Source organism: Lentzea alba, from assembly GCF_047445655.1.
GTDB classification, from domain to species: Bacteria; Actinomycetota; Actinomycetes; order Mycobacteriales; family Pseudonocardiaceae; genus Lentzea; species Lentzea alba_A.
Genome location: NZ_JAJAEG010000039.1, coordinates 34,263 through 58,875 on the forward strand (window position 1 = coordinate 34,263; position 24,613 = coordinate 58,875).

The window sequence follows — 24,613 nt, forward strand, 5'->3', positions numbered from 1 at the left end:
CTCCTGATGATGAATGCGGAAATGTCAGGCGGACACGCGTCACGCCGTGGATTCGTCAGAGCGTTTGGTGGCGGGCAGCACGGCGAGTCGTGCCGTCGGATCGCCGTACAGCGCATACGCGGCCCAGGCGATGTGCGTCGGGTTGGTGCTGTACGCGTTCTCTCGCGCGCACCGCATGGCCTCTCCGACCATGGCGCCGTTGAGCAACTCGCCGTAGAAGTCGATCGCGAACTGAGCCGCGAGATCGTCGTAGACGGGCCACAACGCGCCAACGACAGCACTGGCACCGCCGTAGAAGAACGCACTCGCCAAACCCTGGTGCTCGCGGCCCAGATAAGTCGTGCCGTGGGCGGCAGCCTCGGCCGCCCTGCTGCTGTCACAGGCGTTCAGGAAGACCATGGGAGTGCCGCGCGTGATCCGCTGGGCCTTCTGCGCCATGAAGGGTTCTTCACCCGCGAGGATCAGCCTGCTGCGCTCCGGGTGTTCCCGGACGAACTCCGCATGACCCGCGTAGTGGATGACGTGGTGACCGCCGAACAGCAACGCCTCGTTGAGCGCCTGACCGGTCGCGTCCCGATCGAGCAGCGTGGTGACCTGGATCAGTTCACGTTCCTCGGTGTTCCACCGCGCCTTGAGCTGCTCGGCGATGGCGACGACCTCCTCCTTCGCCTTCGGCAGGTTGTGGAAGGGATCTGCGTAGATCAACAGGAACTTGAGCTGATCGTTCGTGCCGACGGCGGGCGGCGCGGGGCGGCGGGGGATCGACGCGCCCACCGGCATGCGGGACAACGGCCGGCGCCTGCACAGGAAGTTCTCCCCGTCGTGCATCAGCTCCCAGGGGATCTCCATGTCGTTCGTGGAGATGATCAGGCTGCTCTTCGACTCGGCCAGCACCCGTTGGATCGCGTCAGGGACGAGCAGGCTGTACAGCAGGTCGCCGACATTGCGGAGCTGCGTCGCCATCTCGCCCTGCTCACCGGAGACGACCGGCTGCGGGTCGTCGGCGCGCGACAGCTTGCGAAGGCCGGTGTTCACCGCTTCCGTCACCTGGTCGGCGAGACGCCGGACTGCCTCCCTGTCCTGCTTGATCACCTCGCTGACACCGGGCAGGTTCACCGTCGTGGTGTCAGGCCCGTGCTGTGTGCGCAACACCGCCGTGTACTCGAGGAGGTCGTCACTCGGCACGGACCTCTTCAGCATCAACAGCTCTGTGCGGGACTTGAGGACTCGCGCGGTGTCCCGCTTGCGCTGCAGGACGGTCAACAACGGAGCCTGGTGCTTGTCGTGGTAGGTCTTCTCGATGTCGTCGAACTCCGTCTTCAACTGGGTGAGCTTGCCGAAGACCTGGTCGTACTGCTCCTGCTTGTGTGCGCGTTTGGCCTGCTTCACGAGCGACTGAAGTGCGATCACATGAGCACGGTCGTCCAGCACCGACGCGTACTCGGCGCTGGCGTCTGCGAGAGCCTCGTGGAGTTCCGCGACCCGCTTCTCCCAGCCCAGCTTTTCCGCGGTGATGCTGGTGATCAGCTCGTCCTGTTGTGCGGCGCGGGAAACGAGCTCCGGCGTGATGTCCTCGACCGCCCGCCAGACCGGTCCGTCGAGCTGATCCGCGAGATCGTCGAGCAGCTCGCCGACGACGCCCGCCGCCGCAGCGTGGCGAATGCGGTCGCGTGCCGCGGCCAGCCGCCGCTCCACCTCCGTCAGCAACGACTTCTCACCGCTGACGGCGAAGAGGGTGGTGCGGCCCAGACGTTCGACGAGGCCCGCGAACTGGGCCGCGAGCTCGCGCCGGTCCTCCAGCCGCTCGGTGAGCTGGGACAGACGGTGCGCCACGGATCTGTGGCCACGGGGATTGCGCCGCGATGAGGCACTCATGTCAGCCCCGCCAACTGCGTCTGGTGCGTGGTTTCGGCAGAGCGCAGTTCGTCCAGCTGTGCGCGGATCTGGTCGGGCATGCTCGCCTGTGACGGCCACCGCTGGACGAGTGTGTCGATGTTCTCCCGGGTGATCCGCAACCGGAGTTCGAGATAGGTCACCTGGTCCTGCAGCTCCGGGCGCAGCGGAGTCGCGGCCGCCGGTTCACGGCGTGCGGGTTCGTCCGCTCGTGGACGTGGATGGAGACGGAGCTGGACCGGAGGCGGCTGTGTCTCGGCCCGGTAGAACACCGGGAACGACCAGTCGGGCCTGCCCGGCTCCGCGACGTCGACCGCACCCCGTCCAGCGGCGACCGCCCATTCGACGTCACCGTGGTCGGCGAGCGCCGAGCAGAGGGCGGACATGAAGACGTTCCGGTTCGCCTTGTCGCTGCCGGTGCGGAAACCCAGCACAGCGGGAACCTGAGCGGCCAGTTCCGCGGCGACCAGGTCGGTGGGGAACCCGTCGACGATGAGCAGGCGCGGTGGCCGCCGGCCGGACAGGTCCTTGAACACCTCTCGCGTGTCGAGCGGCACCGACCGCGGAACGAGGTGCAGGACCTGCGAGAGCTCGTCGCTGGCAGGGATCTCCGGGACCACGTCGGCCGCAGCCCCCGTGGACGACCACAGGGCGAGATCCTCTCCGGTTCCCACGACCAGCACGCCGGGCTTGTCCGTCGGGGCCGACGTGGGCGTGACGCGACGCAGTTGGCGAACCACGGAGAACTTCGGTGTCAGCGCGAGGAAGTCGCGGTGGATCTCCCGGTCGTACAGCAGCTCCCACGGCAACGCCTGAAGCGCGGGTGTTCCGACCACCACGCGAAACCTGACACCGACCCCGAGTTGTTCAGCCGCACCGATCGCGTGGGCGTAGACCCTCGCTCCTCCGGCCGCGAACACAGCTCCGAAGAGCCTGGTGCCTATGTCGCGGGCGAAGTCGCTCTCGACGTTGCCCGAGGTCTGCTTGAACACCAACGGAGACGTCAGCGTGCCGAGCTCTGCCTCGTCGACCGGCGCGACGAAGTCGACGGTCTCCCTCATACCGTCGGTCTCGATCACAGCTTCCTGCTGGTCGACCTCGAGCCAGAGGTCGACGACGGGCGCGTTCATCACGGCTCCAGCGCCGCGGTGATGGCATCGACTCCGGCCGCTGAGGAGAAGTAGGTCAGGTGATCGCACTCGACCACCCGGATCGACGGCGGTGGAACACGGCCGGCGGGCAGGTGTTGCCCGCTCTCGTGCGTCACCGCGATGTCGTTCGGCTGGCCGAAGAACACGAGCGCGACAGCAGGGTCCACGAACAACTTCCGGAACAGGCTTCGACCGTCCTTCACCAATGCCCTGTCGCCGATGAGCACGGTGTAGTGCTGAGCGGGATCAGCCGCGGCGTACAGCCCGCGGAGGAACTCGGAGTTCGGCGCCATCTGGTCCAACGCGTTGTCGAACCGTTCGATCGCGCCGACGAGCACACCGATCGGCCAGGTCATGGCGGGCAGGGCGTTGAGGGCGGCTGCCACTGCCGCGGTCGCCCAGTCCTGAACTTTCGGCCACGGTGAACCGTTGTTCGGGGTGCCCGCCGTGACGAGACGGTTGACGAGGCCCTGGCCCCCGTTGAGCTCGATCATCGTGCGCACGACGAGTCCGCCCATCGAGTGGGCGACGACGTCGATCTCCTTCGACGTGTCCACACCAGCCTTGGTCAGCTCCGTGTGGAGGAGGGCGGCGTTCTGGTCGATCCTGGTGTGGATGTTCTCGTAGTCGAACGCGAGCACGAGGTCGTAGAGGTGGTGGATGCCGGCCGTTCCAGTCACCATGCCGGTCGTCTCGCCGATGATCCCGTGCACCAGCAGCAGAATCCGGTGCGCGTCGCGAACCTTCGCCCGCACACCTGGCAGGTCGCTGACGTAGTGGACCTCACCCGCCATGTCCACAGTGGCCGCGGCGAGCCGCGGATACTCCTGCGGCAGGCCGAGAGGACCGCCGACGAGCTTCCTGAGCATCAGCTTGATCGACTTGAACAGCCCCTTGGTGACGACGTCCTCGGCGGGCAGCTGTTCGATGACCAACGTGGTCCCGTTGCTGTCGCGTCCCTTGACGTGCCCGACCGGCAACCAGTCCTCGCCGTCGTACGCCACGACGAGTGCCGTCTCTTCTTCCCGCAGGGTGGTCGGCACCGTCAGGCTCAGGGGAGTCTGCGGCGTGACCAGTTCCGGGCGGGTCAGGTCGTGCAGTTCGATGACACTCAGGTCGTCCGCGCTTCGATCAGTCCACACGGGCAGCGGGACGGACTGCTCGTGCAGTACCCGTGGCAGGGCCGGCGTCGTCGCGTCACGGGTCGTCGCCGACTCCCGCAGCAACTGGACGTCCGCGGTCACTCCGGAAGGCGCTCGGAGCTCAGCCCCGTTGCCGAGATCGGCGGCGCCATCGCGAAGGACGCCCGGCTTCGGCGGGCGTTCGACCGTCACCACCACCGACTTGGTGACCCAGTCGGCCACGGCCTCGGCGTCATCCGGTTCACGGGAAAGCGACCGGGTGGGGATGCGTGCGAGCAAACGGTCCAGCGTGGTGGTGGTTCCGGCGACGTGACGAGTTCCCCGCACCGGTTCCTCATCGGACAACGCACTCTCGGCGAGCCGCGCCGCGTCGAACGGCTCCGTGCTCGCGACGACCTTGATGATGTCGTCGCAAACCGTGACTCCTTGTCGCCACAGAACATCCGGCACCTGCGCGCGGACGTTCCCGTTCCCGAACGCCCAGACCTCCTCCCCCGGGGCGAGCTTGGCGGCGACTTTGCCGTCGAGCAGCGACGCGATCTCGTAGTCCTCGGACAGCCCGTACATCGCGCAGTACAGCTCGCGGTTGCTGTTGTTGCGCAGCTTGATCTTCAGCTTGGGATACCGGTCGGGGTCCGAATAGGTCAGACGGATCTCCCGATCCGGTGACAGCGGGACGTTCTTCCTCGCGTCGACGATCTCGAGCTCGAGGTCCTCGCCGGAGATCGACCCGAGCGGGTTGGCCAGATCTCGCACCATCCGCCAGCGCGTGATGTGGTCCAGTTGGCGGACAACGATCTCCGCGTCATTCGCCCTCGTCGCCGGTGTGCCCGCCGCGGCGATCGGCCCCATCAGGGCGTCGTGGACGCGGTACCCGTCGGCTCCGGCCGAAACGACCAGCTCGACCTCCTCCCCGGGAAGCGCGGCCCTGGCGAACAACGACTCTTCGAGTGCTGCCGCGAAATCGGAATCCGGTAGCACAGGTGGGCGCACTCGAGTCTTCGCCAGCCCTGCCGAGAGAAGCCTGCAGAGATACAGCTCGTCGGTGTCCAGCTCTGCGGCGCCCTTGGTCGTGACGTCCACCGCGGATCTGCCGGGTTCGATTCCCGTGACGATCGCCGTGGCCATCGATCGCGAGAGGTCGGTGAGGTGTTCCTCCGGCGTGTTCCTCGCGAAAACGGCGAACAACGGAGGTTCGCCACCAGCCGTCGGTCCGATTCCGGTGAGGCTGCCCGCGTCGACCCACCACCGGCCGTCGAGATGCGACATGGTCCAATGGCCGTCGCGGATGCGACCGGCACCACCGAGGAACAGCGCGGTGGAGTCCAGGTCTCCGAAACATTCCAGCTGAGGTGTCTGGTTTCGCACGGTTTTGGCGAGCTCGTTGGTGATCGCCGCCATCAGGTCGCGATAGGACACCCGTCCGCCGTGAGCCTGCAACGCTCTTTCCAATGCCACGGAGAACGCGCCGCGTTGAAGGCCTTCGACCCGCACCTCTTTCGCCTTCTGGTCGGACGCGCAAGCCGCGAGCAACACGTGTGCGCCGCTCACCGGCAGCTGCCAGCCGCTGCGTCCGGCCTCGCGGCTGGCGACGAACTCGCCGGCAGCGCCGAGGTAGTAGTCCTCGAACGGCCGCACGCGGTGGTCGTCCGGGGCACTGCGCACGGCCAGGGCATCGGGCAGCAGGCTGCGCGTGCCGCTGCCGGAGTGGCAGCAGTCGAGAACGACGAGCAGTCGCGTTCCGCGCGCCGTCGCCTCGGCGATCAGCGCGGAGAGCTCCTTGTCGGCGAGATCCCACGAGCCAGGCGTGCGACTGTCGTGACAGACCAGCGTCTCGTTCCGGTGGTCGGGTTCGACCGCCCAGAACTCCTGCGGCGCGTCCTCGAATGCTCCGTGTCCGCTGTAGTAGAACAACGCGAGGTCGTTAGGACCGGCTTGCCCCAGATGGTTCTGAAATCCCGCGATGATCGCCGCGCGGCTCGCCTCAGCATCCGACAACGTGATCGTGTTGAGAGTCGTCGTCGCATCGACGATCTCCGGCAGGAGTTCCTCGATGCGCTGAATGTCGTTGACGCAGCCGCGCAATCGGGGAACCGGCGATTCATACGCGTCGATTCCCACCAGGAGCGAATACAGCGTACGGGCCATGGCCATACCTCTTTCGAGCCTGCCGCCGCCTGGTAAACAGGGAGTCCACCTCGCCCGAGGCATTGTTACGGTGCGCTACACATCTCCGCCCGAATGGAGTAAGAGCAGGCCCGATAAGGCCCGCCTAGGCGCCAGGAGTCGCTTCTTGGACACTTGCAGTTACAAGTTCCAGCGTTCGAACACAAGAGCCGCTCCGGTCAGCCATCGCTCACAGCGCAGCACCCAGCCGGCCCGGCACGCTTAGTCCATTGTGGACTAATTCAAACTGTCATGTTCTTGTCCAGTGCAGAATCGCGGGACAGACCTAGCATGTTCCCGTGTGACGACATCCGACGAGCCACCTGGCACCGGGGAGGTCGCGTCGCTGGAAGCTGCTGTTCGTAGGCACATCGCGGCGTTGGAGGCGTCTCCTCTCGTCAACGGCAAGGCGCGCCCGCTCCTCGAGGACGTCGCCCACCGCTGCCTCGACCTCCCCCTTCCCGACGCGCTCAGGCAAGTGGCGAGGGTCCATCTGCTCGACGAAGCGACCCAGGGCGCCTCGCTCCACCGGTTGCTGATGGACAGCAAGGTGGTCGACGAGCGCGGGAGCCGGCTCGTCCCCGACGGCGTCCGGGACTACCTGGCCGCGTGTCACAGGGTTCGGCAGCGTCCGGACGGCCCGACCCTGCTGCACCCACTCCGCAAGTTCCTGCGTCCCGAGAACGACTGGCCGTGGCAGGACAGCGGGACAGAGCTCTTCCAGGTGGCGCTGTGGTGGGACAAGGCGGAGAGCGCCATGCGCAAGAGACTCACCGTGCTGCTGAGCCCCAAACACCGCGATCCCAACGTGCACTTCGTCGCCGAGCTGCTGCACCGCGGCCTGATCAGTGCGGACGACCTGCGCGACAGGACCGTCGAGATCCTGCGCGAACACCTCGCCCAGGAAGACAGAGAAGCCGGCAGGTGGCGGGCGACGGTCTGCACGCTGGACCTGCTCGCGCCCGAGCAGACCGCGGACGCGCTGGAGGAACTCGCCCAGTCGCGGTCCCGCACGGCTTCCTCACTCCGCCGGTTCGACGCCGTCGGCGAGCTGACCGACCGCGATCCTGTGCGCGGCGAGCGCGCCCTCCGCCTGCTGGCTGAATCACTGAGCGGTGACCGCCGCGAACGGCTGGAAGTCGCCAGGATGATCCGCCTGCGGGACACCGACCTCGGCGACCGTGCGTTCCGCTGTCTCGCGAATGCCCAGGACATGGGTGATCTGCGCGTGGAGGCAGCCGTGCTCATGGGCGACCTGGTGCTTTGCGCGGAGCTGACCGGCGGCGAGCGGGCCATCTCCGACCCGGCACGGCTGAGGCTGCTGACCTGGCTCGCCGACGCCGACGAGGCAGCGGCCGTCGCGGCAGCCGAGCGGTTCGCGGACACCGCAACCCTCGAGACCACGCTGGTGGTGATCGCCAAGGCGGTTCGGAACCTGGCCCCGGATGTCGCGCTGCGCATCGCGGACGGGGCCGCGTGGCCGGTGCGGCGCACCATCTCCGAGCCGGTGCGGCTGGTCGCGGTGCACCTGATCGGCGAACTCGTGCCGGCCCGTCGTTTCCCGGAGTTCGAGCGGTTCTACCGCGAGGCGAAGGACGAAGCGACACGACTCAAGGCCGCCAGCCACATCGTCGAACTGGGCGGACCCGTCATCACGCTCGCCGACTTCGCCGCGGACCCGAAGGCGAGCCGCGAGCGCAGGCTGCTGGCGGCCAGACGGGTTGCCAAGGTCGACAGGAACCGCGGTGGCCGGCTCCTCGTCGGCATTGCGAAAGGCTACAAGCCAACGGACCTCGAGCAACTCTCCGTGCTGCGAGAAGCCCACGCTCTCGCACCTTCCCCAGCCGCCAACGCACTCGAGGACATCGCCAGGGACGGGCGAAGACCTGTGTCGTTCCGCCTGCGGACGGTCGAACTCGGCATCTTCGACAAGACCAAGGCCCTCGGACTCCTCGAGCACATCGCGACCACCACGCGGGAGAAGGAGGGCGCTCGCACGGCAGCGCGCAAGGTCCTCGGGATGGACCAGGACGCCGGCGAGAAGCTGATGGCTCGGCTTGCGAACAAGTTCACCTCGGACCCCGCCTTCAGGTTGAGCCTGGCACGGGAAGCAGGCGCACGAGGGAAGACCGTGCTGTACCAGCTGGGGCTGCACACATCCGCGATCGAACTGCGGCTGGAGGCCGGCACCGCACTCCTCGACGTCGACCGCAAGCTCGCCGCCGAGGTGTTCAACAAGATCGTCAAGACGCGGCGGGGCGGTGAGATCCGCATCAGGGCGGCCTGCGAACTTCCTGACAAGCAGGCGCTCGAGGCGTTGCACCACATCGCCGGCGACCAGGACCACGAGGACGTCCTCTTCGCGGCGGGCGTCAGGGCGATGGAGATCAACGCGCAGCGGGGGAAGCAGATTCTGCGTGATCTGGCCGAGAGCCGCCGCGTCTCCCCGCGCACCCGCGAGAAGATCCGCAAGGTCCTGGCTCGCTGAGGTCGCGCCGGCGCTGTCAGATCGACTGTCCGAACCGGAAGAAACCGGTCGGATCGTAAGCCAGCTTGACTTCGCGCAGCCGTCCGAGATTGGTGCCGTAGTAGGCGTGCTCCCAGTCGGCCAGGTCCGGATCGGGGTAGTTCGGGTAGACGTGCCCGCTGCCGTGAGGGTGCACCAGAGACCAGCTCGACGTGGCCCACCGGCTCGCGGCCAGGCGTTGCGAGTCGGTGGCACGGCGCCCGGTCAGCACCGCGTGCCGGATCATGAAACGAGCATCGCGGTGCACGAAGGCGGTGGTGTGCCTGGGGATTCGGCCGATCGCGCCGCGCCAGGGCACGAACTCCAGCTCACGGTGCTGGCCCTCGACCCGCGCGTGCACGAGGCCTGCCACCAAAGCGGCGATGGTGTCGCGGGGTAGCGGGTGGTCGAAGAACTCGGACTTGGTCACCCGCTGGCCAGGGCGCTCGCCCGGCGGTGGTGGGTCGAACGGGACGTCGGCGGCGGGCTCGCCGGCGTAGGTGTGGTGGCAGGCGGCGGCTCGCCCGGTCAGCGGCGTCAGCGAGGTCTCCGCACCGGCGACCCTGTCAACGAAACCGACGAGCTCCGACACCGAATCGCCCCCGACCACGACGCCGAAGAGCGTCACCGAAGGCGCTTCGTCGAGCGAGTCCGGCACCGTCAGCGCGACCTCGGCGTTGATCTCGTCCGCGGCGTCGGGTGCCCACTGCTGCCACGCCTCGATCACGGCTGCCGCCTGGCGGTACGGCCAGCGGACGCAGAACGAGACCAGCGCGGGAGCCGGGCGGGTGCGCAGCACGAGAGAGGTGACTGCACCGAAGTTTCCGCCGCCGGCGCCCCGCAACGCCCAGAACAGGTCCGGTTCGTGGTCGGCGTCGACCCGAACCGTTCTGCCGTCGGCCAGCACGACCTCGGCGGCCAGCAGGTGGTCGGCGCCGAGTCCGTAGAGCCTGCTGAGCACACCGTATCCGCCACCGACCACCGCGCCGGTCACCCCGACCGTGGGGCACCAGCCGCACGGCACCAACCGGTCGTGTGAGGCCAGGTGCCGAGCCAGACCGCCGACCAGAACACCAGGCCCGATCGTCACGGTCACGGCACCCACGTCGATCGAGGCGAGATCGCCGAGATCGATCAGCAGGCCGCGCGTCGACGAGTGGCCGGCGAAGCTGTGGCCGCCACCGCGCAACGCGAAGGGCATCCCGCGGGACCGCGCGAACGTGATCGCTTCCGCCACGTCGGCCGGGTCGGCGCAGCGCACGATCGCCTCGGGCAGCACCTCGTCGAGCCCGCGAACGAACGACAGCCGAGCCGATGAGTACTGAGGATCGCCTGGCAGCACAAGCCGGCCGTGCAGGCCGTGGGCGAGCCCCTTCACGTTGCCGCGCCGGTGTACATCTCGACCTGCAGCCCGTACAGCTGTGCGTAGCGGCCGCCCGCGGCGAGCAGGTCGGTGTGCGTGCCCCGTTCGACCAGACTTCCCTCGTGCAGCAGGTAGATCTGGTCGGCGTTGCGCACGCTGGCCAGGCGATGCGTGATCAGCACGACCGTGCGGTTGCCGGCGAGCTGCCGCAACGACTCGAAGACCGCGTACTCGGCCTTGGCGTCCAGTGGCGCGGTGGGCTCGTCCCAGATGACCAGCGGCGCGTCCCGGAACAGGCCACGTGCGACGGCCAGCCGCTGCCACTGGCCGCCGGACAGTTCGTGGCCGTCCCGGAAGTACTTGGACAGCAACGTCTCCCAGCCGTGCGGCAACCCCTCGACCACCTCCGTGGCACGCGCCGCGGCGGCGGCCTCCAGCAACGCCGCGTCGCCCGGGTCGGTGCGGTCGTGGCGGCCCACCCGGACGTTGGTCCTGGCGTCGTGCGGCCATCGGACCGGGTCCTGCAACACCATCACGACCTGGTCGGCGACACCGGCCGGGTCAAGAACAGAGATGTCGTGGCCGTCCCAGCACACCTGTCCGCGGGAAGGCCGGTACAGCCCGGCGATGATCTTCGCCAGGGTGGTCTTGCCTGAGCCGTTCTCCCCCACCAGCGCGATGATCTGTCCTTTGTGGATGGACAGGTCGACGCCCCGCAACGCGTCGACGGACGCACCTGGATAGCGGAAACCGACTTCGTGCAACGTGATACGCGAAGGAGCCGGTGGTGCCGGGACAGCGGACACCGGACGTCGACGCTCCCGTGCCGTGCTGAGGAACGACTGGTAGTCGCTGACGTAGAGGCTCTGTTCGAACAGCTCGTTCGTCGCGCGCACGAGCTGAGCGAGCGCCGCCGACGACGTCCGGATCGCGATCACCGCCGTGCCGGCGACCGCCAGGGGAATCCACCCGGCGTACAACAACAATCCCAGCGCGACGAACGTCCCGGCCGTGGCCACCCCGGCGCACGCCCTGCCGACGATCCCGGTCCTGGCCTGGGCGAGCCCGACCGCGACCTCGTGATCCCGCAGCACATCCGCGAGCTGCCGGTACTCGTCGAGCACGAACGCCTCGGCCTGACAGGCCCTGATCTCGGCCGCGGGTTCGCGTTCGGTCGCCAGGTCCGAGATCATCCGCAACCTGCGGTTCAACGTCACCAGTCGGGTCATGCCCTCGTAGCCCAGCCGCGCGGAGCGGAAGACGGCCCAGCCCTCCGGCAACAGGCAGATCAGCAACACCGGCAGCAGCACCGGATGCAACACCCCGATGATGCCGGCGGCTCCTGCCACGGCGAAGATCGCGCCGAGCAACGCGATCACGTTGCTGGTCGCCTGTTCGAGGTAGAACAGGCCACGATCACGAGCCCGGTGCATCCGGTCGTAGAACCGGTCGTCGTCGAACGCGACCAGCTCCGCGTGCAGGCCGGCGTCGAACAACCGCTCCTCGGCCACCCGGCGCACGCCGGGCACCACGCGCGCGGTGGCGAGCGAGACGCCCGCGTCCATCGCACCGCGAGCCAGGTAGGCCGCGATCACGAGGACCAGCGCCGGCACGGCCCCCATCACCCGCTCTGCCGTCGGCCCCGCGGTCAGCAGTTCCTCCAGTACGCCGGTGGTCGCCAGCAACCCGAACGCCCCGGTCACGCCGGACGCCACCTGCAACACGGCGATCACTGCGGCAGACCGCGGCGCCGCCAGCCGGATCACTTCCACGACCGGCCTGCACGCCGCGGGGAACCGGCGGACGAGCTGCCAGAACGAGAGCGGCCGACCGGTGTCGTCGAGACGCCAGTACGGCGACGCCAACGCCTCGGTCATCGCCGCATCAGTCCAGGATCGGGCAGCAGGACGCTGGGCAGCGTGCAGTCCGGATGCATCCTCAACAGCTGGTAGGCCACCCCGCCGAGCCCTGGCAGCAGACCGGGCGAGAACGCCTCCCTGGCCATACCGCTCACCGGGCCGAACTCCTCCAGGCTGCTGAGCACATGAGCGTCCAGCGTCGCCCTGTCCACGGGTCCCACCCCGGCGGCCTGCGCGGCGTCGATGACCTCCCACGCGCCGAGATCTCCGTGGCAGAGCGTGTGGTTCCAGCCCAGTCCCGACTCCCAGCACGCCGCGGCCGCGCGCCGCAGCACGTCGTGCTGCCCGAGGTCGGCGGCGGCGATGCCGATCCCGCCCGCGCCGTGACACCACGCCGACGCGGCCATGCCCGGCGAACGCAGGTCCCGCCAGCCTCCCAGAGCCGGGTCGTAGAGCGATTCCTCGTACGCGAAGGCGGAATCCGCGCCACGACGGTACGAGGCTTCACCGGTGGCCGCGGCGAGCCGCGCGAGCGTCCAGCCGATTCCGGTTGCACCGTGGGCGAATCCCCCGATCCCCTCGGGGAACGAGGCGGTCGGCCAGCACCCGCCGGGAGTGGCCGCGCAGAGCAGCCGTTCGCCGATCTGGCTCGCGAGCGACGTCCACCGGCGTTCTTCGGTCGCTTCGGCCAGCCGCAGGAGGGGAACCACCGCGCCCGCCATCCCGTGCAGCAGGTCGTACGACTCGTCGGCACGCACTCCGTCGACGACCTGCCCGGCCAGCGCACCGGCCCGTTCGAGTCCGTCGGTCACCCCGAAGCGGTGCAGCAGCAGCCATCCCCAGATCTGCGAGCCGAGCCCGACGTAGCCGCCCGGCGGCTCCGGGCGCATGGCGGACGTCGTGGCGCGCTCCCGTGCCAGCTGGTCCTCCCCGAGCCTCGTGGTGTGCACCACGGCTGTCAGCAGGGAGTCGATGCCGTCGACCTCGTCAGCGCGGCCGTCGTTCATCTCGATCCGGTACGCGGCAAGGAGAACCGCGATGCCCGCGAGGCCGCCGTACAGGTCGGGGCCCAACGGTGTGACCGCCCATCCGGTGGGGTTGAGCACCGGCGCGATCCAGGTGGCGGACCCGTCGTCGGCCCGCAGCGCGTGGTCGCGGACGGCTCTCACGATGTCCGCCGCCTGCGCGCGCCGACGGCGGTCGAGGCCATCAGTGTCCACTGTGGACGCGAGCAGGCGGCGGTCGTCCGGCAGCCAGCCTTCGTTCAGGTAGGCGCTCACCAGCGCGGCCTCCGCGACCTGCCGGTCGAGCGCCAGGTCGTTGCGCCGCCACCGGTGCAGCGCGTCGGCGACGAGATCCAGCGGCTTCCCCCAGGTGGTGCCGCCGGGGCCCGTCAGCACGCCATCTCGCGGCGTCGTGGCGAAGAACGGCACGTCACCGTCGAGCAGGTCCGCGATCTCCGCGTCGATCACCTCCGGGTCGCCGGGTGCGCCAGGCGCTGTCTCCGCCTGCTTGGCCAGCACCTGAGCGGCTCGCAGCCGTGCGGCCCGCTCGTCGTGCAACGAGGTGGGGTGCCAGAGCATCCGGCCCAGCTCGGCATACGCTTCGGTGGCACGGGTGACGACCCGCACCGGGCAGTCGGCGAACCCGGCCAGCAACGGTTCCAGCCCACCCTCGCGGTCCATCTCCAGCAACCGCTCGGTCAGTTCGGTGAAGCCGTCGTAGATCCGCTGCCAGTGCCTGCCGAGCATCGGATCCGCGCTGGGGTGGTTGGCGGCCAAGGCGATCGGGGCCTGCACCAGCTCGACCCTGGCGAGGTCGGTACCGCCGTCGACCACCATCGGGACGGGTGCCGACGGTTGCTGGCCGGGCAGCGAGCCGATCGCGGAGGAGTCGACGCCGCGCCAGCCCAGTGCCAGGCCTCGGCCGGGGAGCAGGCCGGTCCGCAGCACGGTGCCGCCGACGAGACTGACGGCGCGGTCGACGGCGAGCCCGTGGCCGGACGGCCTGCCGAGCTCGTGGACCGGGGTGAACAGGGTCTCGCAGTCCACGACGACGGGCACCGGGCCCGCCGCGATCAGGTTCTCCGCGTGCAGGTCGCTGCCGCCGAGCAGGCGCATGACCGCGAGCCAGTGGCCCATCCCCCGGTAGAAGGCGCGCAGCTCGCCGTCACCGGAGCAGTACCGGTGCCCGACGTGCGCGGTCCACCCGTAGCCGTCCCGATCCAGCACGTCGGGGACGCGGATTCGGGTGGCGGAGGGTTCGTCGGGCAGCAGTGCGTGCAGCAATCGGCCGAGCACCGCGTCGACCGCGACCGAACGCGGCTTGTAGACGACGCGGCCGGCCGTGCAGCTCAGGATGGCCACCGTCTGCCCGCCGCGGTGGCTGTCACCCGCGCCGAACTCGACGGCGGTGAGCACGCCGGGTTCTGTGCCAAGCAGTTCGGCGAGAGCTGCACGGTCCGCGCTGAACCGTTGTGCCAGCTGGACGGCCGCGGCGCAGCGGTTGCCGATCACCGCCGACAACCGCTGCCCCAACCGCGGATAGTGCTCGTCCAGCGCATCCCAGTACCGGCCGTCGGTGGTTCCGGCCAGCCACTGCGCGAACCGGGCCGCCGGATCCGCTGCGGTGAGCGCACCGGTGATCCTGGCGGCGTTCAGTTCGAGCACGAGCACGCGGCAGACCTTGCGGTACACGGTGTCCCGCAACGTCGCAGCGGTTGCCCGGTGCACGACGTCCCGCTCCTGGTCGTCCAGCCCCCGCACCGCCTTGAGCTCGGCGACGAGGCCGGCCAACGCGGGCTCGATCAGGGGGTCGAGCGCGGGGCCGAACTCGCCGGCCAGGTCGTCGGGGGAACCGGCCGGACGCGGTTCACTGTTCAGCAGCATGGACGCCGTGCTCCTCAGTGGACTACCGACTCAGCAGCACTGCCGGCCTTGCGAGTAGGTGCACACCGTTCCGCACTTGCCCGAGTGGCCGGTCATGGTGAGCTCGTGCTCGGCGTACTCACCGCTGGGGAACAGCGGTCCGGCCGGGCCGTCCTCGCCCGCACGCCAGCCGGCGACGATGTCGGCAGCGCGTTCCTTCATGAGAGTGGGCATCCTGCACTCCTTCACAAATAGTTCGGTTGACGCCGAATGCCGTCAGCATCCGTACGGCCGTTGCAGATCGGTTGCAGAACTTCCCCGGAGGATCGCGAGGTGCAGGTCTCGGGTCAGCGGAGCCGGGTCGATCCCCAGTTCGTCGGTCAGTTCGGTGCGCAACCGCTGGTAGGCGAGCACAGCGCGCGCAGGTTCACCTGCCGCCACGTACGCCTCCATGAGCGCGCGGTAGGCCGCTTCGTCCAGCGGGTCCGCCGCGATCGCGGTCTCCGCGACCGTGCGCGCCCGTTCGGGATCACCGGTCCGCAGCGCACCTTCCGCCGCCACGTGCCACGCGCGGCGCAGCAGTTCGGCGTGCCAGCGGCGGGCCTGCTCGACCCATTCCCCCGCCGGCTGGTCCGTCAGCACCGGTGCCCCACCGATCAACCCCAGCGCCTGGTCCGCGGCAAGGCGGCCGTCGCCCGGTTCGCCCGCCCGCAGCGCCCGCTCCGCCTCGATGATCAGCAGCTCCGCGTCGTGGACGTCGACTCCCACGGCCTCACCCAGCCGGTAGCCCGAGCCCGCGCCGACGATCACCTCCTGGCCGAACCCGGCGCGCAGACGGCTCACCAGCGTGGCCACCCCGGCCACCGGGCTGCGCGGCGGACGATCACCCCACAGCGCGTCGGCGACGACGTTCACCGTCACCAGCTGCCCGCACCGCAACCCCAGCACCGCCAGCAACGTGCGGGCCTTGCGGCTGCCGATCTCGGCCGCGACGCGCGTCTCGCCCGCCCGGCACATCCCCGTCTCCCCGACCAGTCGCAGACACCAGCCGGCCGCGGGTCTGCGCCGGGTCAGGTGCCGCGCGGTACCAGATGCATGCACAGCCCCCGCCTTCCAGAACCGTTCAGGGCAGGCTGGCGGGCACCGGTTCGGAAATTGTTCGGGATCGATTGCATGCGCAGGACACCGCCGGTGCGGTGCCAACAGCGAAACAGGTGCTCAAGATCGCTTGAGCACCTGTTTCGGGTTTCGCTACCAGCGTCAGGCGCTGCCCTTGACCCCCGGCGAGCAGATCGGGGCGTTGGTGCCCTTCACCAGGCAGACGCGGATGGCGACCGGGGTGTTCTCCGTGAGGTTGCCGCTCTTCCAGCCGCTGCAGTACGGCGACGAGTGGCCGCGGGTGTTGATGTAGCGGTCGGTGTCCCAGCTGGAGCCCGGGTTGACGTCCAGCTGGGTCTCGATGCCCCAGCCGTCCGCGGCCCAGTCGCAGGCCTGGATCGAGTCGCCGGGGATGTCACCGGACGGGTCGGCCCTGAACGTGCCGGTGCCCAGCAGGTTCCCGGCGTTGTCGTAGAGGTCGTACACGATGCCCTGCGACTGGATGCTGACCTCGACTCTCGGCTGGTCCGGGGTGGCCGCGTTGGCCTGGCCGCCCACGAGCAGGAGGCCCAGCGTGGAGACGAGGCCCGCGAGTGCCGCGAAGGTGCGCTTCATCCGTTTCCTTCCCTCGAATGGGTTGTGCGTTGCCATTCGAGGGGTCACGGAGTTGTCCAGCAGCAGGTCAGTGCCCTGGACAATCAACGGCGGCCAACGGGAAGCAGCGGAAGGCCGGCGGGACAGAGCCCCGCCGGCCGTGGGCACTCAGCAGTACTGAGCTTCCTTGCCGATGGCCTCGTACGGGCAGTCGGCACGGTCGAGCAGCTGCAGCACCGCTTCCTTGTTGCGGGACGTCTGCGCCGGGATCACCTCGTCGGGCGGGTAGAAACCTCCCCCGCCGCCGGACGACCCCGGATACATCTCGAACGTGTACGAGAACACGCCCTGCGAGCCCCACAGCCAGTCGCGGATCGAGCCGTCCGTGATGTAGAGATCGCTGGCCTGCTGGGGCGTGTACCCGTTGGTGCCGGCCATGGACTGCCCGATCGTGGCGAAGGTGTCGCGCTGGTCCTTCGTCATGCCGGGCGCGATGTCGTCGTAGGTCCAGCCGAACGGCCACATCACGAGCTCGCTGTAGCTGTGGAAGTCGATCGACGCCTTGATCTGCTGCTTCCCTCCGACGACGCGGCTGCGCACGAAGTCGGCGACGACCTTCACCTCCGGCGCCGACTCGGCTCGCGCACCGCGGTACGTGTCGCTGCTCGGGCTGCCCGACGAACCGCCGCAGCAGCCCCACTTGAACGACCAGTTGCGGTTGAGGTCCGTGCCGATCGCCGAGGAGCCGGTGTTGGGCTGCCGGTTCTTGCGCCAGCTCCGGTAGCTGCCGGTCGCGATGTCGTACTCGCCGCCATCAGGGTTGACGTCGGGCACGATCCAGATCTCGCGCGAGTCGACCAGCGCCTTCACCCGCGGCTCGGTCTGCTCGGTGAACAGCTTCACCAGGTACAGCGCCATCTCGACGGTCAGGTGCTCCCGCGCGTGCTGGTGGGCGGTGAACAACACCTCCGGCTCGTTCTCGTCGACGGCCACGTTGTCGCTGATCTTGAGCGCGATGATCTCGCGGTTCTGGTACGAGCGGCCGATGACCCGTTTGCTGATCACCGCGGGATAGCGGGCGACCGCCGCGTTGATCTCGGCGGTCATCTCCGCGTAGTTGTGATAGTTCGCGTCCTTCGTCGGGAAGTCGAACGGTCCGACCGACGCGCCGTCTTCGGTGCGTCCGGGGACCTCCTCCACGCCGAACCCTTGTGCTCTCATGGCACGGACTTCGGCCTTGGTCGCGGTGACCACGACTGTTCCGTGCTCCTCGATCTCGTCGATGGCCGCACCGATCCGTGCGATCTGGCTGCGCTGCTCGACCGTGCGCACGCCGCTCACGGCGTAGGCAGCCGTGCCGGTCTCGACCGGTGCCGCGACCGACGGGGTGGCGAACGTCGCCAGGGCGATGGTGAAGACCAGGACTCTTCGTTTACCCATGCCTCAGCACGGTCCCAGGATCGGCACGCCGCAGGCAGAGCCGATCGGGGGGACACAAACGGTCTAAACCTCGCGGTGGCAGGATCCTGGACGCCACCGCCACCGCCGAGGGGGACCAGTGCCCGACCTGCACGAGCTCTACCGCGATCTGCACCAGTACCCGGAACTGTCGCTGCAGGAGTTCCGCACGGCAGGCGTGCTCGCCGATGCTCTGCGCCCACTGGGTTATGAGGTCACCACCGGTGTCGGCGGCACCGGCGTGGTCGGCGTGCTGCGCAACGGTGACGGCCCGGTCGTGATGCTGCGGGCGGACATCGACGCGCTGCCGGTGGAGGAAGCGACCGGCCTGCCGTACGCCTCGACCGCCCGTGCGACCAATGCCGACGGCGTCGAGGTCCCGGTCGCGCACGCTTGTGGGCACGACATGCACGCCACGTGCCTGATCGGAGCAGCCGAACGGCTGGCACGGACGCGCGAGGAGTGGTCGGGGACGCTGCTGCTGGTGTTCCAGCCGGCGGAGGAACTGGGCCGCGGCGCGCGGGACATGGTCGAGGACGGCCTTTTCGAGAGGTTCGGCAAGCCGGACGTCGTGCTGGCCCAGCACGTCGGCCCGCTGCCCGCCGGCATGATCGCGCACGGCAGCGGGCCGTTGATGGCGGCCTCCGACTCCGTCAAGGTCACGTTGTTCGGGCGCGGCGGACACGGGTCGGCGCCCGAGATCGCGGTCGACCCGGTGCTGATGGCCGCGCACGTCGTCGTGCGACTGCAAGGGATCGTTGCGCGCGAGATCTCACCCAGCGAACGTGCTGTCGTCACGGTCGGACGGTTGCAGGCCGGCACCAAGGAGAACGTGATTCCGGAGACCGCCGAGCTCGGGATCAACATCCGGTCGTTCAGCGAGCACATCCGCGGCACCGTCCGCGCCGCCGTCGAACGCATCGTGCGAGCGGAGGCCGCCGCGTCCGGGGCGCCGCGCGAGCCCGAGTTCGACTGGCACGACGGGATGCCCGTGCTGGTGTCCGATCCGGACGCGACCGAGAAGACCGTCGCCGCGTTCGCCGGGCACTTCGGCCGGGAGCGCCTGATTCCGGGCGCGGTGGTCAACGCCAGCGAGGACGTGGGCCACTACGGCACGGCCGCCGGAGTCCCCACGGTGTTCTGGTTCTTCGGCGGCATCGACTTCTCCGCGTGGGAGCCCGGCCGCGCGGTGGCGATGAACCACTCCCCCGAGTTCGCCCCGGACATCGAGCCGACGCTGACCATCGGGGTCGACGCGCTGGTGGTCGCCGCGCGGGCGTGGCTCACGAGCTAGCGGCCGGCCCCAGCGGTTCGAGCCGGGCCGGTACGTGCTTGTGCCAGGGCGTGCCGGCCCACTCGTCACGGTCTTCGGCGGCGGTGAGCTCGTTGGGCGCGACGCCCGTGCGCTCGTTCACCGTGAGCCCGAGGCCGTTGGGCAGCGAGATGTGACCGGAGCGCATGGTGTCCGTGGCGTCCACGGACACCTCCGCGCTGCCGCGCCGGGTCGTGAGCTTGACCCGGTCGCCTGTCGTGACACCGAGCCGTGTCGCGTCGGTGACGCTCATGCGCAGGCGGCCGTCCGGGTCGCGCCGTCGCCAGGTGGGGTCGCGCATGATCGTGTTGGCGGTGAAGGCGCGGCGTTCTCCCGCGGACAGCACGAACGGCCAGTCCGGATCCTGTTGCGGGACAGGCCTTTCGCCCAATGCGGCTACAGCGGCGAGCAGGTCCGGCACGGCGAGGTTGATCCGGTCACCGGGCAGGCGTCCCCACGACGCGTCGTATTCGTCGTCGGTGATGTGGACGCCGTGCGGGCCGTTGACGATCGCCTCGAAGAGCCGCTCCCCCGCCACGAGCCCGGTGCCGTAGCCCGCTTTCTCGACTCCGGCCGGGTTCTTGCGGGCGCACTCGTGAGCCGCCATCCACAGCACGGCAGCTGCTGAGGCGTCGTGCGGCAGCGTCGGGCCGAGCGTGCGGTACAGCAGGACGGACGCGAGCCGCCGCTTCACCGGATCTGCGACAACGCCGAGGAACGCCTGCGCGAACTCGGCTCGGCCGGCAGCCGCGGCCGCGCGCAGGGGTGCGTAGTCGGCCTCCGTCAGCGCGCCGGACGCCTCGACCAGCCGGGCGTGGATCTCCGGTTCGGGCAGCACACCTTCCGGTGCGGACACAACGGGGTGCCGCAGGTGGAAGATGTTGCGCGGGAAGTCGAAGTTGAAGAACGTCGCCTCGAACTTCTCGAACTGCGTCGGCGCGGGCAGCACGTAGTCCGCCAGGCGCGCGGTCTCGGTCATCGCGACGTCGATGACGACCACGAGCTCCAGCGCGCCGAGTGCCTCCCGCATCCGGGCCGAGTCGGCCAGGGAGTGCGCGGGGTTCGCGCTCTCGACCAGCATCGCCCGGTAGCGGGCCGGGTGGTCGGTGAGGATCTCCTCGGCGATCACGTTGCACGGCACCAGGCCGCTGATGATCCGGGCGCCCGCGACCGGGCTGCGCGGACCGTCGGCGTGCCCGCGGTCGCGGCCGATCGGCACCAGGCTGGAGGGCACGTACTGGGCGCCACGCTTGCCGAAGTTGCCGGTGAGCAGCCAGACCAGCTTCTCGACGTAGCTCACGAGCGTGGAGTCGCGGTTCATCTGGACGCCGAGGTCCTCGAACACGGCCACGGAGTCCGCGGCGGCGATCCGGGCGGCGACCGCTCGCACCAGCGCTTCCTCGACGTCGGCGATGGCGCAGTAGTCGCCGACCGGAATCTGTTGCAGGACAGCGGTGACGGCGTCGAGGCCGTTCGCGTGCTCGGCGAGCCAGTCGGCGGCGATCAGGTTCTCCTGCACGAGCACGGCGGCCAGCGCGGTCAGCAGGTAGAGGTCGGTGCCGGGCCGGACCTGGAGGTGGAAGTCGGCCAGCTCCGCGGTCTCGGTGCGGACGGGGTCGATCACGATCATCGACCGGGCGGGGTCCTTGGCGATGTCCTTGAGGACCGAGCGGGCACGCGGGAAACCATGTGACTGATAGGGGTTCTTGCCGACGAACAGCGCGACCTCGCAGTGCTCGAAGTCCGCGCGGGTCATGTTGCCGAGCATGCGGGCGCTGACCCAGAACTCGCCGGTCTTCTCCTGCGCGAGCGCGGACGAGCGGTAGCGGGCGCCGAAGGCCGCGAGGGTGGCGGGCGAGTACGCGCCGCCGAGGTGGTTGCCCTGGCCGCCGCCACCGTAGTAGAAGATCGTCTCGCCGCCGAAGGTGTCGCGGACCTCGCCCAGGCGCGCCGCGATCTCGTTGATCGCGGTGTCCCAGTCGATCTCCTCGAAGGTGCCGTCGGGCCGCCGGCGCAGCGGGTGCGTGATCCGGCCCGTGTCGCCGTTCTGGTGCAGGTCCAGGCGCAGCGCCTTGTTGCACGTGTAGCCGGCTGAGGCGGGGTGGAGCTTGTCACCGCGGATCTTGTCGAACGACCGGCCGTCCTCACCGACCAGGATCTCGATCCCGCAGTTGCACTCGCAGAGGATGCAGGCGCTGGGTTTCCACATGGGCCAGGCTCCTAGTCTCGTCGCTCCAGCAGGGGCGCGATCTCGACGAGCACGTCGTCGAGCGGGCCCAGGTCACGGTGCGCGCGGCAGAGGACGATCGCGCCCTCGATCGCGGACACGACCAACGTCGCCAGCCGCTGCGCGCGCGGTGCCGCGAAACCACTGGCGGACAACGCTTCCGCGAGACTGACCTGCCACCGGGTGAAGATCTCCCGCACCAGCTCACCGGCGTCCGGGACGATGTCGCGGCTGTCCATCGCCATCGCGGCGACGGGACAGCCGGCCCGGTAGTCGGTCTTGGTCAGCGCCCGCTTCCAGAACGCGACGAGCCGCTCCACCATCTGCCGGACGTCCCCCTCGGCCGCCGACTCGCGGACCATGGCGGCGATGTAGTCACCGGCCTGGCGGACCGCGCCCAGGACCATCTCGTTCCGGCCGCCGGGGAAGTGGTGGTAGACGGAACCCCGCGGCGCACCGCTGTGCGCCAGCACGGCGTCGACCGTCACGCCGGCCGCACCGCGTTCCCGCAGCAACAGCACCGCGCTGTCCAGCATCCGCTGCTTGGTACCCCGCCTGCCCTGGTCGCTCATCGTGATTCAGGAGTATGGCAGAGACCATAGTTCCGTGTCACCGTTCGATACATCGGTGTATCCGATACATTCGTGTATCGAACGGAGGTGCGCGCATGGTGACCAAGCGGCGGATCGAGACGCGGCAACGGCTGCTGGAGGCCGCACTCGCCGTGTTCGCCGAGGAGGGCTTCGGCAGATCCACCGTCGAGCAGGTCTGCGCGCGTGCCGGGTACTCGCGGGGCGCGTTCTACTCGAACTTCGAGACGTTGGACGAGCTCTTCCTCGCCATGTGGGAGCAGCGGTCGGCGGAGATGATCTCGCGCATGCGGGAGGCGTTCGAAGACTTCGAGCAGGACGCCGCCAATGACGTCGAGGGTGTCGTCACGCACCTGCTGCGGGCCGTCCCGATGGACGAGGAGTGGATCCGCGTGAGCTCGGAGTTCACCGCCCACGCGCTGCGCAGCCCCGGTTTGCGGCAGGTGATCGTCGAACGCGAACGAGCGATCGCGGCGTCGACCCAGCCGTTCCTGCTGGCTGCTCTGGCCCGGATCGGACGGACCGTGCCGGACCCCGCCGCGCTCGGCCAGGCACTGGTCGCGGTGCACGACGGGACCGCGCTGCAGTGCCTGAGCGAACCCGGCAACCCCGAACCCCGGCGGCGGCGCGCCGCCCTGTTCACCCGTGTCATCACCGCGTACAGCATCGAGAACAAGGAGCAGGCATGACCTTCGAAGCCGATGTGATCGTGGTCGGCGCCGGGCTCGCGGGCCTGGTTGCGACGTACGAGCTCAGCAAGGCGGGGCGCCGCGTGCTGGTCGTCGAGCAGGAGAACCGCGCGAACCTCGGCGGCCAGGCGTTCTGGTCGCTCGGCGGGCTCTTCCTGGTCGACAGCCCCGAACAGCGCCGCAACGGCATCAAGGACTCCTACGAGCTCGCCCTGCAGGACTGGCTGGGCTCGGCCGGGTTCGACCGCGACGACGAGGACCACTGGGCACGGCAGTGGGCGCAGGCCTACGTGCGGTTCGCCCACACCGAGAAGCGGCAGTACCTGCACGATCTGGGACTGCGGTTCACGCCGGTGGTCGGGTGGGCCGAGCGCGGCGGTGGGCTGGCCGACGGTCACGGCAACTCGGTGCCGCGCTTCCACCTGACCTGGGGCACCGGGCCCGAGGTGCTGCGGGTGTTCGCCGAGCCGGTGCTGGATGCCGAACGCCGCGGGCTCGTCCAGTTCGCGTTCCGCCACCAGGTCGACGAGCTCGTCGTCGAGAACGGCGCCGCGGTGGGTGTGCGCGGCAGTGTCCTGGAGCCGTCCGACCTGGAGCGCGGCAAGGCGTCGTCGCGGGTGGTCGTGGACAGCTTCGAGCTGCGGGCCAAGGCGGTGATCGTGACCTCGGGCGGAATCGGCCACAACCACGACCTCATCCGCGCCAACTGGCCGGTCGACCGCCTCGGCCCGTGCCCGGAGACCATGATCTCCGGGGTGCCCGCGCACGTCGACGGGCGGATGCTCGCGGTGAGTGAGAAGGCGGGCGCCAACCTGGTCAACCGCGACCGGATGTGGCACTACACCGAGGGCCTGCACAACTGGGACCCGATCTGGCCCGACCACGCGATCAGGATCATCCCCGGTCCGTCCTCGATGTGGTTCGACGCCAACGGAAAGCGGCTGCCCGCACCGAACTTCCCCGGATTCGACACCAACCAGTCGATGAAGGCGATCCTCTCGACCGGCCACGACTACTCGTGGTTCGTGCTGAACCAGACGATCATCAACCGCGAGTTCATGCTGTCGGGCTCCGAGCAGAACCCCGACATCACCGCCAAGGACCTCCGCCGGACGCTGACCAACCGCGGCGGCAAGGAAGCGCCCGGCCCTGTCGACGCCTTCAAGAAGCACGGCGTGGACTTCGTCGTCGCGAGCAACGTCGGGGAGCTCGTCGCCGGCATGAACAAGATCGCGCGCGGTCCGCAGCTCGACGCCGCCGAGATCGAACGCCAGATCACCGCGCGCGACCGCGAGACCGGCAACCGCTTCTCCAAGGACCTCCAGCTGATGGCCATCGGCAACGCCCGGCGCGGCCTGGGTGACCGGCTGGTGCGCGTCGCCAAGCCGCACCGGATCCTCGACCCCGCGCACGGCCCGTTGATCGCGGTCCGGCTCAACGTCCTGACCCGCAAGACGCTGGGCGGCATCCAGACCAACCTCGACTCGCAGGCGCTGCACACCGACGGCACACCGTTCGCCGGCCTGTACGCCGCGGGCGAGGTCGCCGGCTTCGGCGGTGGCGGCGTGCACGGCTACAACGCGCTGGAAGGCACGTTCCTCGGCGGCTGCATCTTCTCCGGACGCGCCGCCGGCCGCGCTCTCGCCCGAACGCTGGCCTGAGTCTGACCTGTGCTCATCGCCCGCGAGGCGGAGGATC

General features: G+C 69.4%; 16 protein-coding genes. 4 read left to right on the forward strand and 12 right to left on the reverse strand.

The window, feature by feature from the left end; all coding sequences use genetic code 11:
• Positions 1-39 precede the first annotated feature (39 nt).
• From LFM09_RS42755 to LFM09_RS42765, 3 genes are read right to left on the reverse strand one after another with little or no spacing between them, the layout of a single operon-like run.
• Positions 40-1,833 carry a CHAT domain-containing protein gene (locus tag LFM09_RS42755; protein WP_414102342.1) on the reverse strand — a complete coding sequence of 598 codons (1,794 nt, stop codon included), beginning with the start codon at positions 1,831-1,833 and terminating at the stop codon, positions 40-42.
• A 38-nt stretch (positions 1,834-1,871) separates the two neighbouring features.
• Positions 1,872-3,023: a hypothetical protein gene (locus tag LFM09_RS42760; RefSeq protein ID WP_414102343.1), complete on the reverse strand. Its 1,152-nt coding sequence runs from the start codon at positions 3,021-3,023 to the stop codon at positions 1,872-1,874.
• A complete protein-coding gene (locus LFM09_RS42765) occupies positions 3,023-6,334 on the reverse strand; it encodes a caspase family protein (RefSeq protein ID WP_414102344.1) in 3,312 nt (1,103 codons plus the stop codon). The genes LFM09_RS42760 and LFM09_RS42765 overlap by 1 nt, the downstream gene beginning before the upstream one ends.
• 319 nt (positions 6,335-6,653) lie before the next feature.
• Here LFM09_RS42765 and LFM09_RS42770 point away from each other — a divergent pair, with 319 nt between their 5' ends.
• Complete coding sequence (locus LFM09_RS42770; protein ID WP_414102345.1) at positions 6,654-8,840, forward strand: hypothetical protein; 2,187 nt, start codon at positions 6,654-6,656, stop codon at positions 8,838-8,840.
• A gap of 16 nt (positions 8,841-8,856) precedes the next feature.
• Here the strand turns inward: LFM09_RS42770 and LFM09_RS42775 are convergent, their stop codons facing one another.
• The 7 genes from LFM09_RS42775 to LFM09_RS42805 all read right to left on the reverse strand — a co-directional run bounded on the left by LFM09_RS42775 (position 8,857) and on the right by LFM09_RS42805 (position 18,079).
• Positions 8,857-10,236: an FAD-binding oxidoreductase gene (locus LFM09_RS42775; protein WP_414102346.1), complete on the reverse strand. Its 1,380-nt coding sequence runs from the start codon at positions 10,234-10,236 to the stop codon at positions 8,857-8,859.
• On the reverse strand, positions 10,233-12,098 hold the full coding sequence (locus tag LFM09_RS42780) for an ABC transporter ATP-binding protein (protein WP_414102347.1): 1,866 nt from the start codon (positions 12,096-12,098) through the stop codon (positions 10,233-10,235). The genes LFM09_RS42775 and LFM09_RS42780 overlap by 4 nt, the downstream gene beginning before the upstream one ends.
• A complete protein-coding gene (locus LFM09_RS42785; RefSeq protein ID WP_414102348.1) occupies positions 12,095-14,968 on the reverse strand; it encodes a type 2 lanthipeptide synthetase LanM family protein in 2,874 nt (957 codons plus the stop codon). Before LFM09_RS42785 ends, LFM09_RS42780 begins: the two co-directional genes overlap by 4 nt.
• Positions 14,969-14,998: 30 nt before the next feature.
• Positions 14,999-15,181: a DUF6229 family protein gene (locus LFM09_RS42790; protein WP_414102349.1), complete on the reverse strand. Its 183-nt coding sequence runs from the start codon at positions 15,179-15,181 to the stop codon at positions 14,999-15,001.
• Between the two features lie 42 nt (positions 15,182-15,223).
• On the reverse strand, positions 15,224-16,048 hold the full coding sequence (locus LFM09_RS42795; protein ID WP_414102350.1) for an AfsR/SARP family transcriptional regulator: 825 nt from the start codon (positions 16,046-16,048) through the stop codon (positions 15,224-15,226).
• Between the two features lie 159 nt (positions 16,049-16,207).
• Positions 16,208-16,660, reverse strand: a complete 453-nt coding sequence (locus LFM09_RS42800) for a hypothetical protein (protein ID WP_414102351.1) — start codon at positions 16,658-16,660, stop codon at positions 16,208-16,210.
• A 147-nt stretch (positions 16,661-16,807) separates the two neighbouring features.
• Positions 16,808-18,079, reverse strand: a complete 1,272-nt coding sequence (locus tag LFM09_RS42805; protein WP_414102352.1) for a M14 family metallopeptidase — start codon at positions 18,077-18,079, stop codon at positions 16,808-16,810.
• Between the two features lie 118 nt (positions 18,080-18,197).
• Between LFM09_RS42805 and LFM09_RS42810 the strand changes: the two genes are divergently transcribed.
• Entirely contained in the window at positions 18,198-19,391 is a 1,194-nt protein-coding gene (locus LFM09_RS42810; RefSeq protein ID WP_414102353.1) for an amidohydrolase, read from the forward strand.
• Here LFM09_RS42810 and LFM09_RS42815 read toward each other — a convergent pair.
• A complete protein-coding gene (locus LFM09_RS42815; RefSeq protein ID WP_414102354.1) occupies positions 19,381-21,618 on the reverse strand; it encodes a molybdopterin-dependent oxidoreductase in 2,238 nt (745 codons plus the stop codon). The two genes, LFM09_RS42810 and LFM09_RS42815, sit on opposite strands and share 11 nt — an antisense overlap.
• A gap of 11 nt (positions 21,619-21,629) precedes the next feature.
• A complete protein-coding gene (locus LFM09_RS42820) occupies positions 21,630-22,208 on the reverse strand; it encodes a TetR/AcrR family transcriptional regulator (protein ID WP_414102355.1) in 579 nt (192 codons plus the stop codon).
• Between the two features lie 95 nt (positions 22,209-22,303).
• On the opposite strand from LFM09_RS42820, the gene LFM09_RS42825 reads away from it, so the two are divergent.
• Positions 22,304-22,915 (forward strand): TetR/AcrR family transcriptional regulator, encoded by a 612-nt coding sequence (locus LFM09_RS42825; protein WP_414102356.1) that lies wholly within the window; start codon positions 22,304-22,306, stop codon positions 22,913-22,915.
• Positions 22,912-24,576 (forward strand): FAD-binding dehydrogenase, encoded by a 1,665-nt coding sequence (locus LFM09_RS42830; RefSeq protein WP_414102357.1) that lies wholly within the window; start codon positions 22,912-22,914, stop codon positions 24,574-24,576. The genes LFM09_RS42825 and LFM09_RS42830 overlap by 4 nt, the downstream gene beginning before the upstream one ends.
• Positions 24,577-24,613: the final 37 nt, after the last annotated feature.

Excerpts from the sequence above, each read along its gene's own strand:
- LFM09_RS42815 (WP_414102354.1), bottom strand. The coding sequence starts at position 21,618 with ATGTGGAAACCCAGCGCCTGCATCCTCTGCGAGTGCAACTGCGGGATC.
- LFM09_RS42760 (WP_414102343.1), bottom strand. The coding sequence starts at position 3,023 with ATGAACGCGCCCGTCGTCGACCTCTGGCTCGAGGTCGACCAGCAGGAA.
- LFM09_RS42785 (WP_414102348.1), bottom strand. The coding sequence starts at position 14,968 with ATGCTGCTGAACAGTGAACCGCGTCCGGCCGGTTCCCCCGACGACCTG.
- LFM09_RS42780 (WP_414102347.1), bottom strand. The coding sequence starts at position 12,098 with ATGACCGAGGCGTTGGCGTCGCCGTACTGGCGTCTCGACGACACCGGT.
- LFM09_RS42830 (WP_414102357.1), top strand. The coding sequence starts at position 22,912 with ATGACCTTCGAAGCCGATGTGATCGTGGTCGGCGCCGGGCTCGCGGGC.
- LFM09_RS42825 (WP_414102356.1), top strand. The coding sequence starts at position 22,304 with ATGGTGACCAAGCGGCGGATCGAGACGCGGCAACGGCTGCTGGAGGCC.
- LFM09_RS42800 (WP_414102351.1), bottom strand. The coding sequence starts at position 16,660 with ATGAAGCGCACCTTCGCGGCACTCGCGGGCCTCGTCTCCACGCTGGGC.
- LFM09_RS42805 (WP_414102352.1), bottom strand. The coding sequence starts at position 18,079 with ATGGGTAAACGAAGAGTCCTGGTCTTCACCATCGCCCTGGCGACGTTC.
- LFM09_RS42820 (WP_414102355.1), bottom strand. The coding sequence starts at position 22,208 with ATGAGCGACCAGGGCAGGCGGGGTACCAAGCAGCGGATGCTGGACAGC.
- LFM09_RS42765 (WP_414102344.1), bottom strand. The coding sequence starts at position 6,334 with ATGGCCCGTACGCTGTATTCGCTCCTGGTGGGAATCGACGCGTATGAA.
- LFM09_RS42790 (WP_414102349.1), bottom strand. The coding sequence starts at position 15,181 with ATGCCCACTCTCATGAAGGAACGCGCTGCCGACATCGTCGCCGGCTGG.